The 14,410-nt window shown below is 67.1% G+C and carries 14 protein-coding genes; 9 read left to right on the forward strand and 5 right to left on the reverse strand.

The window, feature by feature from the left end:
* The first annotated feature begins 34 nt into the window (after window positions 1–34).
* A complete protein-coding gene (locus tag ABIE00_RS24260) occupies window positions 35–712 on the forward strand; it encodes a TetR/AcrR family transcriptional regulator (protein WP_354263145.1) in 678 nt (225 codons plus the stop codon).
* Window positions 709–1,761: a Gfo/Idh/MocA family protein gene (locus ABIE00_RS24265; protein WP_354263146.1), complete on the forward strand. Its 1,053-nt coding sequence runs from the start codon at window positions 709–711 to the stop codon at window positions 1,759–1,761. Before ABIE00_RS24260 ends, ABIE00_RS24265 begins: the two co-directional genes overlap by 4 nt.
* A gap of 76 nt (window positions 1,762–1,837) precedes the next feature.
* On the opposite strand, the gene ald is transcribed toward ABIE00_RS24265, so the two are convergent.
* Window positions 1,838–2,956: an alanine dehydrogenase gene (gene ald / locus ABIE00_RS24270; RefSeq protein WP_354263147.1), complete on the reverse strand. Its 1,119-nt coding sequence runs from the start codon at window positions 2,954–2,956 to the stop codon at window positions 1,838–1,840.
* 234 nt (window positions 2,957–3,190) lie between these two features.
* On the opposite strand from ald, the gene ABIE00_RS24275 reads away from it, so the two are divergent.
* A complete protein-coding gene (locus tag ABIE00_RS24275) occupies window positions 3,191–4,408 on the forward strand; it encodes a PucR family transcriptional regulator (RefSeq protein WP_354263149.1) in 1,218 nt (405 codons plus the stop codon).
* Window positions 4,409–4,415: 7 nt separating this feature from the next.
* Here the strand turns inward: ABIE00_RS24275 and ABIE00_RS24280 are convergent, their stop codons facing one another.
* Window positions 4,416–4,739 (reverse strand): hypothetical protein, encoded by a 324-nt coding sequence (locus tag ABIE00_RS24280; RefSeq protein ID WP_354263150.1) that lies wholly within the window; start codon window positions 4,737–4,739, stop codon window positions 4,416–4,418.
* Between the two features lie 316 nt (window positions 4,740–5,055).
* Window positions 5,056–5,436, reverse strand: coding sequence for a helix-turn-helix domain-containing protein (locus ABIE00_RS24285; RefSeq protein WP_354263151.1), 381 nt, complete (start codon window positions 5,434–5,436; stop codon window positions 5,056–5,058).
* A 48-nt stretch (window positions 5,437–5,484) separates the two neighbouring features.
* On the opposite strand from ABIE00_RS24285, the gene ABIE00_RS24290 reads away from it, so the two are divergent.
* Window positions 5,485–6,339, forward strand: a complete 855-nt coding sequence (locus tag ABIE00_RS24290; protein WP_354263152.1) for an alpha/beta fold hydrolase — start codon at window positions 5,485–5,487, stop codon at window positions 6,337–6,339.
* A gap of 55 nt (window positions 6,340–6,394) precedes the next feature.
* Here ABIE00_RS24290 and ptsP read toward each other — a convergent pair whose 3' ends face one another.
* Window positions 6,395–8,080, reverse strand: a complete 1,686-nt coding sequence (gene ptsP / locus ABIE00_RS24295) for a phosphoenolpyruvate--protein phosphotransferase (RefSeq protein ID WP_354263153.1) — start codon at window positions 8,078–8,080, stop codon at window positions 6,395–6,397.
* Window positions 8,081–8,243: 163 nt separating this feature from the next.
* On the opposite strand from ptsP, the gene ABIE00_RS24300 reads away from it, so the two are divergent.
* From ABIE00_RS24300 to ABIE00_RS24310, 3 genes are read left to right on the forward strand one after another with little or no spacing between them, the layout of a single operon-like run.
* A complete protein-coding gene (locus ABIE00_RS24300; protein ID WP_331573323.1) occupies window positions 8,244–8,972 on the forward strand; it encodes a TetR/AcrR family transcriptional regulator in 729 nt (242 codons plus the stop codon).
* A gap of 53 nt (window positions 8,973–9,025) precedes the next feature.
* On the forward strand, window positions 9,026–11,074 hold the full coding sequence (locus ABIE00_RS24305) for a PTS mannitol transporter subunit IICBA (RefSeq protein WP_354263154.1): 2,049 nt from the start codon (window positions 9,026–9,028) through the stop codon (window positions 11,072–11,074).
* Window positions 11,074–12,237 carry a mannitol-1-phosphate 5-dehydrogenase gene (locus ABIE00_RS24310; protein WP_354263155.1) on the forward strand — a complete coding sequence of 388 codons (1,164 nt, stop codon included), beginning with the start codon at window positions 11,074–11,076 and terminating at the stop codon, window positions 12,235–12,237. Before ABIE00_RS24305 ends, ABIE00_RS24310 begins: the two co-directional genes overlap by 1 nt.
* Window positions 12,238–12,524: 287 nt before the next feature.
* On the opposite strand, the gene ABIE00_RS24315 is transcribed toward ABIE00_RS24310, so the two are convergent.
* Window positions 12,525–13,397: an SDR family oxidoreductase gene (locus tag ABIE00_RS24315; protein ID WP_354263156.1), complete on the reverse strand. Its 873-nt coding sequence runs from the start codon at window positions 13,395–13,397 to the stop codon at window positions 12,525–12,527.
* Between the two features lie 97 nt (window positions 13,398–13,494).
* Here ABIE00_RS24315 and ABIE00_RS24320 point away from each other — a divergent pair, with 97 nt between their 5' ends.
* Both ABIE00_RS24320 and ABIE00_RS24325 read left to right on the forward strand, forming a co-directional pair.
* A complete protein-coding gene (locus tag ABIE00_RS24320; protein ID WP_354263157.1) occupies window positions 13,495–13,875 on the forward strand; it encodes a winged helix-turn-helix transcriptional regulator in 381 nt (126 codons plus the stop codon).
* Window positions 13,876–13,961: 86 nt separating this feature from the next.
* Complete coding sequence (locus tag ABIE00_RS24325) at window positions 13,962–14,405, forward strand: MarR family winged helix-turn-helix transcriptional regulator (RefSeq protein ID WP_354263158.1); 444 nt, start codon at window positions 13,962–13,964, stop codon at window positions 14,403–14,405.
* Window positions 14,406–14,410 lie beyond the last annotated feature (5 nt).

The following is a 14,410-nucleotide window of genomic DNA, read 5'->3' on the forward strand; positions in this document are numbered from 1 at the left end:
TCCGGATATTATTCCCGGGTCTAGAATGCTTGGTGTGAGCCTCATCCCAATCCGCTCCGGGTCATCGTCCGGCTCCGGGTCCCCGCCGGGATCCTCCGCCAGCGCCGGAGGGGAACGCAGCGATGCTGCCCGGAACCGGGAGCTGCTCCTGTGTGCTGCCCGGCAACTCGTGGAGGAGTGCGGAGCAGACGGCCTGACCATGGACAAGCTGGCGGAGCGCGCGGGCGTGGGCAAGGGGACGGTGTTCCGCCGGTTCGGCAGCCGCGCCGGGCTCATGATGACCCTGCTCAGCGACGCCGAGGCCGAATTCCAGGGCCGCTTCATGTTCGGGCCGCCGCCGCTTGGTCCCGGGGCGCCGCCGCGCGAACGGCTGATCGCCTTCGGTGCCGAACGTATCCGCTACGTCCTGGAATACGGCGAGCTCGCGAGGGCCGCCCAGGCGTCGCTGCACAACAGGTTCGAGGCGCCCCCCGCGGTGCTGTGGCACCGGCACATTGAGTACCTGTTGCGCTCTGCCGGGTTCGACGCGGACCCGTGGCTGATGGCCATGTCCCTCAGCGCAACCCTCGATCCCGAACGGCTGCTGCACGCCGTCCGCGTGCAGCACGTCTCGCCGGAGCGGCTGGAGGAATCCTGGCGGGAGCTGGTCAGCCGGGTCGTCGGCGGTGTTCCGGGCGGTGGCGCCGGACCACGAGGTAGCGTGGCACCATGAGCACCGATTCCTCCACTCCCATCCGTACCGCGGTGGTGGGCTTCGGCCTGTCCGGCCGGGTTTTCCATGCGCCGCTGGTCGCGGCGGACCCCAGCTACTCGCTGGACATGATCGCCACCTCCGACCCCGCCCGGCAGGCGGCCGCCGTGGAGCAGTATCCCGGCGTGAAAACAGTGCCCGACGGCGATGCGGTCCTTGCGCTGGCCAGTGACCTTGACCTTGTGGTGCTGGGGACTCCGCCGGCCACCCACTATCCGCTGGCGAAGGCCGCGCTGGAGGCCGGGCTCGACGTCGTGGTGGACAAGCCGTTTGCCGTGACGAGCACACAGGGGCTGGAACTGATCGCGCTCGCAGAGCGGCTGGGACGGGTCCTGACGGTGTTCCAGAACCGGCGCTGGGACGGGGACTACCTCACGGTCAGGGCCCTGCTCGACGGCGGGGTGCTGGGGGAGGTCACCCGGTTCGAATCACGTTTTGAACGCTGGTCGCCCGAGGTTTCGAAGGCCTGGAAGGCGGAGGCGACGGCGGCCGACGGCGGGGGTGTCCTGTTTGACCTCGGTACCCACCTCCTGGACCAGGCGCTGCAGCTCTTCGGCCCGGGCGAGCTGGTCCATGCCGAGCTGTTGGCCCGCCGGCCGGGCGAAAAAACGGATGATGACTGCTTCGTGGTGCTGCGGCACCAGAACGGGGTGCTCAGCCACCTCTGGATGAACATGCTCTGCGCCCAGCAGGGTCCGCGCTACCGGCTGCTTGGCACCGGCGGCGCCTACACCAAGCATGGCGTTGACCCGCAGGAGCCCTACATTGTGGCCGGCGGCAGCCCGCTGGACGCCGAGTACGGGGTGGAGGCCGCCGAGTGGGCCGGGCAGCTGGGCCGCGATGGACACCTCGACAGGCTGCCGACCGAGCGCGGCAAATACCCGGAGTTCTACCGGATCCTGGCAGCGAAGATCTCCGACGGCGGCACCGCCTCGGCCCTGCCGGTTCCGGTGGACCCGGCGGGCCCGGTGGAAGTGCTGAAGTTGATCGAGCAGGCGAGGGCGTTTTAAACACCGGTGGACTGCTCCGTAGCTGCCGTTTTGGGGGTCCAAAAGGGCGGTTGCGGAGCAGTCGACGGTGATAAACCTACGCGGAAACCAGCTCGTGCCAGTCCGCCACGAGGGGCAGGTCGTGTGCCTCGGAAACCGAGTGGTGCGCCACGTGGCCGGCAGCGATGTTCAGGCCGGCAGCGAGGGCGGGGTCCTTTTCGAAGGCTGCCTTCACGCCGAGGTTGGCCAGCGCAACGCCGTAACGGAGCGTGACGTTGGTCAGCGCGTAGGTGGAGGTGTTCGGGACGGCGCCGGGCATGTTGGCCACGCAGTAGAAGATCGTGTTGTGGACCTTGTAGGTGGGTTCCTGGTGCGTGGTGGGGTGGGTGTCCTCGAAGCAGCCGCCCTGGTCCACTGCGATGTCCACAAGCACCGAGCCGGGCTTCATCCGGGCCACGAGTTCGTTGGTCACCAGCTTCGGGGCCTTGGCGCCGGGGATCAGGACGGATCCGATCACGAGGTCGGCGTCCACCACGGACTTCTCGATCTCGTACTTGTTGGACGCCACGGTCTTGAGCCGGCCCTGGTACTGGGCGTCGAGTTCGCGCAGCCTGTTGATGTTGATGTCCAGGATGGTGACGTCGGCGCCGAGGCCCAGGGCCATGGCGGCAGCGTTGGTGCCTGCGACGCCTGCGCCCAGGACCACGACCTTGGCGGGGCGGACGCCGGGGACGCCGCCGAGCAGCACGCCCTTGCCGCCGGCGGGCGCCATCAGCGACGTCGCACCGACCTGGACGGACAGCCGGCCGGCCACCTCGGACATGGGGGCGAGCAGGGGCAGGGTGCGGCCTTCCTGCACGGTTTCGTAGGCGATGGCGGTGACGCCGGAGTTGATAAGCTCCTGGGTCAGTTCGGGCTCGGCGGCCAGGTGCAGGTAGGTGAAGAGGATCAGGCCCTTGCGGAAGCGGTGGTACTCGGCCTTGATGGGTTCCTTGACCTTCATCACCATGCCCGCGCGGGACCAGACCTCATCGGCGTCGGCGACGATCTCGGCGCCCGCGATGGCATATTCCTCGTCGGTGATGCCGGAACCCAGGCCCGCGCCGCGCTCCACCAGGACCGTGTGGCCGTGGGTGCGGAATTCGTGAACCCCGGCGGCCGTGATGGCGACGCGGAATTCGTTGTTCTTGATCTCTTTGGGGACACCGATGATCATTTTATGGGCTCCAGATTCGATGGCTGCAAGGCCGGAATGTGTGGGGGAAGTTGTGATTCCAGAATAGATCCGGCTGTGAGGCGCACTACAGGAACCGGCCGCCTCCGCCGGAGCAAAACCGCGTATTTCCGGGGTTTCTCGCCGCCGTGGTTCGACTAATGTCGACCGCCGGGGCGTCAGGTGTCGCCTGATGTCCGTTCGCCCCAGGCACTCCGGCGGACGTAGTCTGTCAGCATGCAGCAGGATGTTGAACAGCTCGTGGAACGGGTGGCCCTCAAGCTGGGCCGCGGGCTTTCACTGGAAGACCTCGACGGACTTTTGCTCGCCTACAGCTCCAACCAGTCGCACGCGGACCGGGTCCGGGTGAACTTCCTGCTGAGCAAGCGGGTGCCGCTGGACGTCAAAAACTGGCAGCTCTCTCACGGCATCGCCACCGCGGTCCGGCCCGTGGTGGTACCCGCCAACGATGATCTCGGGATGCTTGGGCGCGTCTGCGTCCCGCTGCTGGTCCGCGGGTTCCGGGTGGGCTACCTGTGGGTGCAGCTGGACGTTGAGGACCAAAGTGCGACGGCGATCCTCGCCGAACTGCCCGGCGTCCGGGACGATCTGGATGTGCTCTCCGGACTGCTGCTGGACTCCAACACCGCCGAGTCCGAGTTCCGGCGCAGCCGCGAACGGGAGTTCCTGGCAGCCTGTGCCGGGGAAGCCAACGCCGTGGCCGCCGTGGCGGGTTGGAAGGAAGTGCAGGACCGCGGGCCCTGGCAGCTGGTGACGGTCCTCGACGCGGATGGCTGGATGGCCGGTCCGGATCCGATCGCCTCGACGCTCATCCACCGCGCCGCGGCGCTGCAGGCCACCATCGGCGTGGACGCCGTCCTGTTCAGCGCCGGCGCGGAGACCCATTCGGTGGTTCTCTTCCGCGAGTCCACGGGCCGCGCCAGCCAGGCGCAGGTCCTGGTGCACTACCAGCTGGAGCTCGCCAAGCGTTCCGGCAGGTCCGTGGAGCGGATCATCCTGGGGACCAGTGAGGGATTCGGCCGCATCAAAGATCTGGCCGAGGCGTACCGGCAGTCCAAGGTGGCCGCCCTGGCAGCCGCAGTGGATCCGCGGCTCGGCGAGCTGGTGGACTGCCGCGCCACGGGCGTTTATCAGCTCCTGGCATCGGCAGGCGGCGGCGCGGGGGTCTGGAGCGATGCAAGTTCGGTGAATTTCCGGGCCCTTGAGGACCATGACCGGAACGGGGAGCTGCTGCCCGTACTGGAACTGCTGTACGACAATGATGGTTCGGTCCAGGACGTTGCCGAAAAACTGCACCTGCACCGCAGCAGCATCTACAACCGGCTGGGCCGCATCCGCCAGTTGCTGGGCGTGGATCCGCTCAAGGGGATGGTGCGCTTAGAGCTGCACGCGGCCCTGAAAGCGCGGCGCTGGGCATCAAGGCCAAGAATTTAGTAAGCGGCTATGCGGCTGTGCCCTCGCCGCTGGGCAGCTGCTCGGCCGCACGGTCGGCGGCCAGTTCGGAGGCCCGTTCGGTGGTCCACTCGGCAGGCCGCTCTGCTGCCCGTTCCGGCGCGGCGCCCTCGGGAGGGTGCTGCGGGAGCCCCTGGAGCCGGGTGCCGAGCTTGGCCACGCGGCTCTGGACCCACAGGGAAACTGCCACGAAGACCACACAGCTGGAGGTAAAGACGGCGGTGTTGTTCAGGCCCATGATCATTCCGAGGGCAGCCGCCACACCCATTGCGACGATGCCCGCCACGATGTGCAACCCCCTGAATCTCACCACGAATAAAGAGTAACCCTGCGCGCCAGCCGGAAGCCCGGGTTCCGGTGGATCGTTGCTTGATCCTTATCACCCCGTCATTTTCGCGGGGAGACTAGTCCCGGAGGGTGAGGTTGGGCCCCAGCAGAACCACCACCGGCTCGCGGAGCGAAATCAACGTACGGACCAACGGCCACGGGGAAGTTGGCTAGTTCCTGCTTCAGGTACAGGAATTCGCTGCGAGGCTCTTCCGATTACCTCAGTCTTTGCACGTTAACGTTTGGACCAGTGCCGGACCCGGCTTTACTTCCGGTTTTCGGCGTCGGAAGCCCCGGCAGCGTCAGCTGCCCGCCTGCTTCTTTTTCTGCCCTTCCAGCCAGCTCATGATGGCAGCCAGCCGGATGCGGCGGTGCGTGCCGCGGTATTCCACCGGGATCTCACCCCGGTCCGTCATGTTCCGTAGGTAGGTGTGGGAGATTCCGGCCAGTTCGGCCGCCTGGGAGGTGGTCAGCATTTCCTCCACGCTGCTCACGGTCACCGCTTCGCCGCGGCTGAACCGTGCCAGAAGGTCGACGACGGCGTCCCTCGCCTGGGGCGGGAGGCGGTGGACGGTCCCGTCAACGAACACGGTAATGTCAGTTCCGCCGTCGAGCGCGCGCTGCAGCGCCAGCGCGTCGTCGGCAGGAAGGGCGGGCGCCACCCTGGGAGCAATCAGAGCCATGGCAGAAGCCTAACCGCTGCGGAACCGTCGGTTGGATATGCTCGGCGGATGAGACTTGCCGGTGGAACAGCAGTGACGGCGAACGGCCTGACGGGCCGCTTGTATTCCGCAAACGTGCCTGCGGCCACGGGGCAGCCGGCCTACGTGCTGCTCCACGGCATCGGCGTATCCCACCGCTACCTCGCCGGATTGCACATGGAACTGGCCCGCCCGGAAGGACAGAACGAGCCGCCCGAAGAACAGTACCGGCCGGCGGAGGGCGTCGAGGCGGGTGCCGCCGTCTACTCTTTCGACCTGCCGGGTTTCGGCGGCACGCCGCGCCCGGGGCGCCAGGTGACCGTCGAGGACTATGCGGCCTTCGTCGCCGCGGTACTGGAGGAGCGTGGCGTGGCGTCCTGCATTGTGGTGGGCCATTCCATGGGCGCGCAGTTTGCGGTGGAGCTGGCACTTCAGGCGCCCGGGCTGGTGGCCCGGACAGTGCTTATGGGTCCTGTGGTGGATCCCGCCCGCAGGAGTGCCGCCTGGCACGCGCTGGCGCTCACCCGGGATGCCCTGTTCAGCGAGCCGCCCAGCGCCAACGCCGTGGTCTTCACCGACTATTTCCGGGCGGGGATGCGGTGGTATGTGACCGAACTGCCCGTGATGATGGAGTACCCGCTCGATACCCGGATCCGGGGTGTTGCGCAGCCGGTGCTCGTGCTCCGCGGCGGAAGGGATCCGATTGCGCGCCGGCCGTGGTGCGAACAGCTCGCTGCGCAGGCACCGGACGGGGCGTTTGCCGAGGTGCGCGGACGCGGGCACGTGGTTCAGGAGACCGCTACCGAAGATGTTGCCCGGATTATCCGGAGTTGGGCCGGCACCGCTGCCGAGGGCTCGGCGGCGGCAGGCGGATCGACGGCCTGAAACCCAAAAAGCAGGCGGGCATCCGGAACTCCGGATGCCCGCCTGACTTTGCGGGTTACAGTCCGAGTTCTTCCAGGACGGGCAGCTTCTCCCGGACCCAGGCCCGGGCTTCCACGGCGCTGGGCGCGGACAGTGCCAGCTTGGCCAGTTCCTGGGCCTCTGCGAGCGTGACGGTCTTCAGCACGGCGGCCACCGCCGCCAGCGACCGGGCGGTCATGGACAGTGTGGTGACGCCCAGGCCTGTCAGCACGACGGCGAGGGCCGGGTCCGCCGCGGCCTCTCCGCAGACGCCCACCGGCTTGTTGTGCCCCTCTGCCCTGGATCCCTCGACGGTCAGGCCCACGAGGCGCAGCACGGCAGGCTGCCACGGGGTGTTCAGGCCGGCGAGCGGACCCAGCTGGCGGTCGGCGGCCATGGCGTACTGGGTGAGGTCGTTGGTTCCCAGGCTGGCGAACGCCACTTCGCGCAGGATGGTGTCGGCAGTGAGGGCGGCGGAGGGAACCTCCACCATCACGCCTGGCGTCTTAATGCCGGCCTCGGCACACATGGTGGCGAAACGGGCGGCCTCCTCCGCCGTCGAAATCATCGGAGCCATGACCCACACGTCGGCCTCCGACTCCTTTTCGGCCTTCGCGATCGCCTCCAGCTGCCGGTCCAGGACGCCGGGGGTGGTGAAGTCGGTGCGGTAGCCGCGCACACCCAGGGCAGGGTTGGGTTCGGTGGAGTCGGTGAGGAAGGGAAGCGGCTTGTCGGCGCCGGCGTCCAGGGTGCGGAGCACCACCTTCTTGCCGGGGAAGGCATCGAAAACGCCCTTGTACGCTGCGGCCTGTTCCTCGACGGTGGGCTCGGTGTCACGTTCCAGGAAGCAGAACTCGGTGCGGAACAGTCCCACGCCCTGGGCCCCGAGCTTGGCCGCGGCCTGGGCGTCTTTGGCGCCGCCCACGTTGGCGAGGAGGGGCACCAGGTGACCGTCCGCCGTCGAACCCGTCCCGCTGAATTCGGCCAGGAGGGACGCCGTGGCGGCCCAGGCCTCGGCGGTTGCGCGCAGTGAGTCGTCCGGATTGGCCGTGATGGAACCGGCGGCACCGTCGACGTACACCTCCGTACCGTCCGGGAGTTCGTCCACGCCGATGGCGGCCACGACGGCGGGAAGGCCGAGTGAGCGCGCGATGATCGCGGTGTGGGACTGCGGACCGCCGCCGGCGGTCACCAGGGCGAGGACCTTGTTGGGATCGAGGGTGGCAGTGTCGGCAGGGGCCAGGTCCTCGGCCACCAGGATGAAGGGTTCGTTGGACGACGGGATCCCCGGGGCGGGCACACCGCGGAGTTCGGCCACGATGCGGGCACGGACATCCAGGACGTCGGTGGCGCGTTCCGCCATGTAGCCGCCCAGGTTGTGCAGCATTTCCGAAACCGACGAGCCGGATTCCCAGATGGCCCGCTGCGGCGAGGTGCCGCGTGCGATCAGCTTCGCGGCGCCCTTGATCAGCATGGTGTCCTTGGCCATCAGGGCCGTGGCTTCCAGGACGGCCTTGCCATCACCGGTGGCGTGGTCCGCGCGGGCGCGCAGCTCATCGTGGACGGCCCCCGCTGCAGCCTTCAGTGCTGCCGTGGCATCTTCGGGTGTGGTGCCGGCAGCCAGCTGTTCGCCGGCCGGAGGTTCGCTGATGGGCTTGGGCATCTGGCGGATCGTGCCGATGATGCGGCCGGGGCTGACGCCTACTCCTGGGAAGTTCTGCACTGAAGGTCCTCGTTCTCTGCCGGTAGCCAGGCCCGCCGGTATCTGCCCGGGCGGGAGCCCGGAAGCCCGGAACGGCTACGTCCGAAGCTGCTTTGCGGTGCCTGAAAAAAATTGTATGTGATTCAGTTCATATAGCGTTGCTATAGGTGCTAGGGTAGCGGTTATGAGTTTCGATGGCCAGCTTCCGCCCAAAATGCGGCTGTTGCGTGCGGCAGCCGAATTGCTGGCCAAGTCCGCGGGGGCGGCTGTTTCCACCCGCCAGATCACTCAGCTGGCGGGCGTCACGGCGCCCACCCTCTATCACCATTTCGGTGACAAGGAGGGCCTGTTTGACGCAGTTGTCGCCGCAGGCTTCGAGGAATATGTGGCCGGCGAGCGGGACTTCGCCCCGTCCGGACAGCCGCTGGTGGATATCCGGCGGATGTGGGACAACCACGTGCAGTTCGGGCTCAACCAGCCCGAGCTCTATCTGGTCATGTTCGGTAATATCCGCCCCGAGAGCCGCCCGGCCATCGTCGCCGATGCGGAGGGCCTCCTGGAGGAAATGCTGAACAAGGCCGCTGCGGCCGGACAGCTGAACGTCCAGCCACGGGAAGCTGCCAGGAGCATCCTGGCTGCCAACGTGGGCGTGACGCTCATGCTGATCGCAGAACCGGCGGCCGAGCGGAACCTGGAGCTGTCCACCATGACCCGGGACGCCATGATCTTTGCGGTGTCCAGGGAGCAGGGGCGGGACGCAGCAACGGAGGACTCCGGGAAGTCATCGGTGGTGGTGGCTGCCATTGCGCTGAACGCAGCGCTGCAGGCATCCCACTCGGACCAGCTCACCAGTTCGGAACTCAAGCTTTTTCTCGAATGGCTCCACCGGATCTCCACCAGTTCCACCGGCTAGACGAAACTATCGGACCATCCTGCGGTGCCGCAGGGACCACGTTAGGAAATCACATGGCAACAGAGACAGTTGCAAAACCCAAAACCAGTGCGCGGGTGCACGTCCAGAGGTTCGGGACGTTCCTGTCCGGCATGATCATGCCCAACATCGGCGCCTTTATCGCCTGGGGGCTCATTACAGCCCTCTTCATCGAGAAGGGCTGGATCCCTGTCCCCGCCCTGGGCGGGTTCGGCACCAACGCCGCGGGCACGCCGAACGTAGGACTCGTCGGCCCCATGATCACCTACCTGCTGCCCCTCCTGATTGGTTATACCGGCGGCAAGATGGTCTATGACGTCCGGGGTGGCGTCGTGGGCGCCATCGGCACCATGGGCGTGATCGTGGGCGCAGGCATCCCGATGTTCATCGGCGCCATGATCATGGGCCCGCTGGGCGGCTGGACCATGAAGCATCTGGACGCGATCTGGCACGGCAAGATCCGTCCCGGCTTCGAGATGCTGGTGAACAACTTCTCCGCCGGTATCTGGGGCGGCCTGCTGGCCCTGCTCGGCTTCTACGGCATCTCACCGCTGGTGACGGCGTTCAGCACGGCCGCCGGCAACTTCGTCCAGTTCCTGGTGAGCAACGGCCTGCTTCCGCTGACATCCATCTTCATCGAACCGGCGAAGGTCCTCTTCCTGAACAACGCCATCAACCACGGCGTGCTGACCCCGCTGGGCGTCCAGCAGTCCCTGGAGCAGGGCAAGTCCATCCTGTTCCTGCTGGAGGCCAACCCCGGTCCGGGCTTCGGCATCCTGCTGGCCTACATGTTCTTTGGCCGCGGCGCGGCGAAGGCTTCTGCTCCCGGCGCTGCCATCATCCAGTTCCTCGGCGGCATCCACGAGATCTACTTCCCGTACGTCCTGATGCGCCCGCTGCTGATTCTGGCCGCGATCGCCGGCGGCATGACCGGCATCGCCACCCTTGCCGTCACGGGCGCGGGCCTTGTTGCGCCAGCCGCCCCGGGGTCCATCTTCGCGGTGTTCGCCCAGACCGCCCGTGACAGCTATCTCGGCGTGGCTCTCTCGGTGCTGCTCGCCGCCACCGTTTCCTTCCTCGTCGCCTCGGTGATCCTGCGGACCACCAAGCACAGTGACGAGGACGACCTCAGCGCAGCCACCAGCCGGATGGAGGAAATGAAGGGCAAGAAGAGTTCTGTTGCCTCCACCCTCACCGGGGCCGGCACCGGAGGCGGCGTGGGCGTCCTGACCGGTCCCATCAGGAACATCGTGTTCGCGTGCGACGCCGGCATGGGCTCCAGCGCCATGGGCGCCTCCGTGCTGCGCAACAAAATTAAGGCGGCCGGGTTCTCCGAGGTCAACGTCACCAACGCGTCCATCGCCAACCTCAACGACACCTACGACGTTGTGGTCACGCACCAGGATCTGACCGAGCGTGCCAAGCCCGCCACGGCCAGCGCCGTCCATGTCTCCGTGGACAACTTCATGAACAGCCCGCGCTACGACGAGATCGTGGAGTTGGTCGAGCGCAGCAACGCTGACGGAACGGCGGCTCCTGCCGCCGGGGCGGCCACGGCCGCAGCCCCCGGCGTGCCCACCGCCGCAGCCGGGACCACCGGGGCGGGCGCCACCGCCGAAACTGCCGCTGAGCCCGAAACGGTCGCAGCGCCGTCGGACATCCTGGTGCCGGAGAGCGTGGTCCTGACCGGCTCAGCGTCTACCCGGGACGCCGCGATCGACGAGGCGGGCCAGCTGCTGCTGGCGCGCGGGGCGGTGGACGAGGATTACATCCGCGCCATGCACGAGCGCGAGGAGTCTGTCTCCACGTACATGGGCAGCTTCCTGGCCATCCCGCACGGCACCAACGCCGCCAAGGACCACATCCGGAAGTCGGCCGTATCGGTGATCCGCTACCCCCAAGGCATCGACTGGAACGGCAAGCAGGTCAAGTTCGTGGTGGGCGTGGCCGGTGTAAACAACGAGCACCTGCACATCCTGTCCTCGATCGCCAAGGTCTTCACGAACAAGGCGCAGGTGGCGCAGCTTGAGGCGGCGACATCCGTGGAGGAAGTTCTGGAACTGTTCGGAAAGGTCAACGCATAGTGAAGGCTGTACATTTTGGGGCCGGCAACATCGGCCGGGGGTTCGTGGGCCTGCTGCTGCACGACGCCGGGTATGAGGTGGTGTTCGCCGACGTTGCGGATGCCCTGATCTCCCAGCTCGCCGCGGCGGAGAGCTACAGCGTGCACGAGGTGGGGGAGAACCCTGCAGTGCGCACGGTGGAGAACTTCCGGGCGGTGAACTCTGGCACCCAGGAGGCGCAGCTGATCGAGGAAATTTCGACGGCGGATATCGTCACCACGGCGGTGGGTCCGCACATCCTGAAATTCGTGGCCCCCGCGATTGCCAAGGGAATCGCCGCCCGGGCCAAGGGGCTGCCGCCGCTGCAGGTGATGGCGTGCGAGAACGCCATCAACGCCACGGACATCCTGCGCGAGTCGATCGTCTCGTCCTGGGACGAGGCGGCCGGATCCCTGTCGGACGCGGCCGTGTTTGCCAACACGGCCGTGGACCGGATCGTGCCCAACCAGGAGCCGGGCCAGGGCCTGGACGTGACGGTGGAGACGTTCTACGAATGGGTCATCGATCGCACCCCGTTCGGCGGGGCTGCACCGGTGATTCCGGGCGCCACGTTCGTGGACGAGCTCGGGCCCTACATCGAGCGCAAGCTGTTCACCGTGAACACGGGACACGCGTCCGCGGCGTACTTCGGGTTTGAAGCCGGGTTGGAGAAGATCTCCGACGCGATGGCGGACGAGGACGTTGCGGCCGACGTCCGCGCCGTGCTCGACGAGACCAAGCAGCTGCTCGTGTCCAAGCACGGCTTCAGCTACGACGAGCAGGAGGCCTACGTCCAGAAGATCCTGACCCGCTTCACCAACCCGCACCTGCCGGATACCGTGCACCGCGTGGGCCGTGCGCCGCTGCGCAAGCTCAGCCGGCACGAACGATTCATCGGCCCGGCAGCGGAACTGGCCGAACGCGGGATTGTCCCTGAGGCGCTGCTCGGGGCGATCGCGGCCGCCCTGCGGTTCAACGACCCCGCCGACGCCGAGGCAGTGGAGCTCGGCCAGATCCTGGCCTCGTCCGAGCCGGCGGCGGCCACGGAGCGCATCACCGGGCTGGCGCAGGACCATCCGCTTTTCGCTGCGGTCTGCGGCCTCGTCGAGGAGCGCAAGGCTGAGGACGTCGCCGCCCCGGCTTAATCTGCCTGACCCAACGAAACTGAACACGACAAAAGCGCACGACGGAAACGCACGACGCCGGAACTCAAGGTGAGCTCCGGCGTCGTGCATTTAAAGTCCTGCATTTAAACCTGTGCTGTTCAGACGCTTTCTCAGATCCTGTCGCTTTTCCCCCGACGCGTCCTCAGATCCTGCGGCTTTCCCCCCAACGCGTCCTCACTTGAGGCACGGCAGGCCATGGCTCCTGACGCCAAGTGAGGGAGGGTTGCCCCAAAACCTGCAGGATGTGATCGGGCGTTTGGCGCGGGTTAGCTCGCCTGGAGGCTCTCGGCGGCTGTCTGGACCGCTTCGCGCAGCGGCGTGGTGGGTCGGCCGAGCAGGGCACTGAGGTCTCCGCTGGTGACCAGGAGGTCGCCGCGGGCGATGCCGAGGTCGCTGTCCGCCAGGATGGCCGCGTAGGGCTCCGGCAGCCCGGCCTCCACGAGGACCTGGGTGTACTTCTCTGCCGGCAGATCCGTGTACGTCACCGGCTTGCCGGACACCACGCTGACTGCACCGGCCAGCTCGCTGAGGGTGAAGGCGTCGTCCCCGCCCAGCTCGTAGACCTTGCCCGCCTGGTCGTCCCGGAGCAGCACGGCCGCTGCCGCCGCGGCGTAGTCGGCCCGGGCGGCGGCGCTAACGCGGCCTTCCCCGGCACTGCCGAACACGGTGCCGTACTGGACCTGAACCGGAAGCTGGCCGGTGTAGTTCTCCAGGTACCAGCCGTTGCGGAGCAGGACGAACGGGACGCCGGAGTCCCGGAGGATCTCTTCGGTGGCCAGGTGCTCGGCGGCAAGCTGCATGGCAGTGGTGTCCGCGTTGGCGATGCTCGTGTATCCGATCAGGCCCACGCCAGCCTCCTTGGCTGCGTTGATCGCGTTCCGGTGCTGCTCGACGCGCTGGCCCACCTCGCTGCCTGAAACCAGCAGGACCTTGTCCGCGCCGGCAAAGGCCTCCCGCAGCGATTCCGGCTGGCTGTAGTCGATGCTGCGGACGTGGACACCGCGCCGGCCGAGGTCGGCGATCCTGTCCGCGGTCCGGCCCCCGGCCACGATCTGTTCCGCCGGGAGGCCGCTTTCAAGCAGTGCTTCGACGACGAGGCGGCCCAGCTGGCCGGTGGCTCCAGTAATGACGATGGTCATGATTAGTCCTTTCTGAGGTGACTGTCAGTGGTGCCAACCGCACCCATTCCCGAATACTTCCCAAAAGAGAGTACGCACTTTCAGGTAGGGTACTGTCATGAAGGTAAGTACCGCAGCCAAGGTCCCCGCGTTCCCATTCGCCGACGGGATCTTCCCCGCCGGTTGCCCCAGCCGGACCGTGCTGGACCATGTCACCAGTAAATGGGGCGTGCTGATCCTCGTAGCCCTGTCCGAAGGTCCCCAGCGCTGGAGCGAACTGCGCCGGCGCGCCGAGGGCATCAGCGAGAAGATGCTCGCCCAGACGCTGAAGACCCTTGAAGCCGACGGGTTCGTCCGCCGGGACGCGCAGCCGATCATTCCTCCCAGGGTGGACTACAGCCTGACCGGCCGCGGGGACGAGCTGGCCGCCCTGCTGCTGCCCTTGGTTGCCTGGGTGGCCGAGCATGCCGAGGCGATCGTGAGTCGCCCCGCGAGCTAGGCCCCGGATTCAGGCACCCCTCCGAGTCGGCGTGAGGTCCTGCGTGGTATTGCATTTAGGTAGCCTAACTATTAGGCTATCTAAGTATGGAATCCAAGAATGCCCCGGAACTGCAGGAGCTTGCGCAGGGCTTCCGCGAGGCGCTGCGGCACAGCGTGTATCTGGTCCGTCGCCTCGATGCGGATGGTGAACTCAGCGCCGCCCAGCTGAGCACGCTCAAAATGCTGCTCGTCGACGGTGTCCGGGTGGGCGAGATCGCCAGGAACCTGGGCGTACGGGTGCCCAGCGCCACCGAACAGGTCATCAAGCTCGAGCGGGCAGGACTGGCCCGCCGGGAAGCGGACCCCGACGACTCCCGCGCGGTCCGCGTTGTACTGACCGCCCAAGGCCGCGACGCCGTCGAATCCGCCAACCAGCGCCGGAACGCCGTGATGGCGGGCATTCTCGAATCCCTCACCGACGACGACCGGCACGCCCTGGCGGCCGCCCTTCCGGTCATCGAAAAGATCAACAGCACCCTCCAAAACTGACAAGC

The sequence above is a fragment of the Arthrobacter sp. OAP107 genome, assembly GCF_040546765.1.
In the GTDB taxonomy this organism is placed as follows: Bacteria; Actinomycetota; Actinomycetes; order Actinomycetales; family Micrococcaceae; genus Arthrobacter.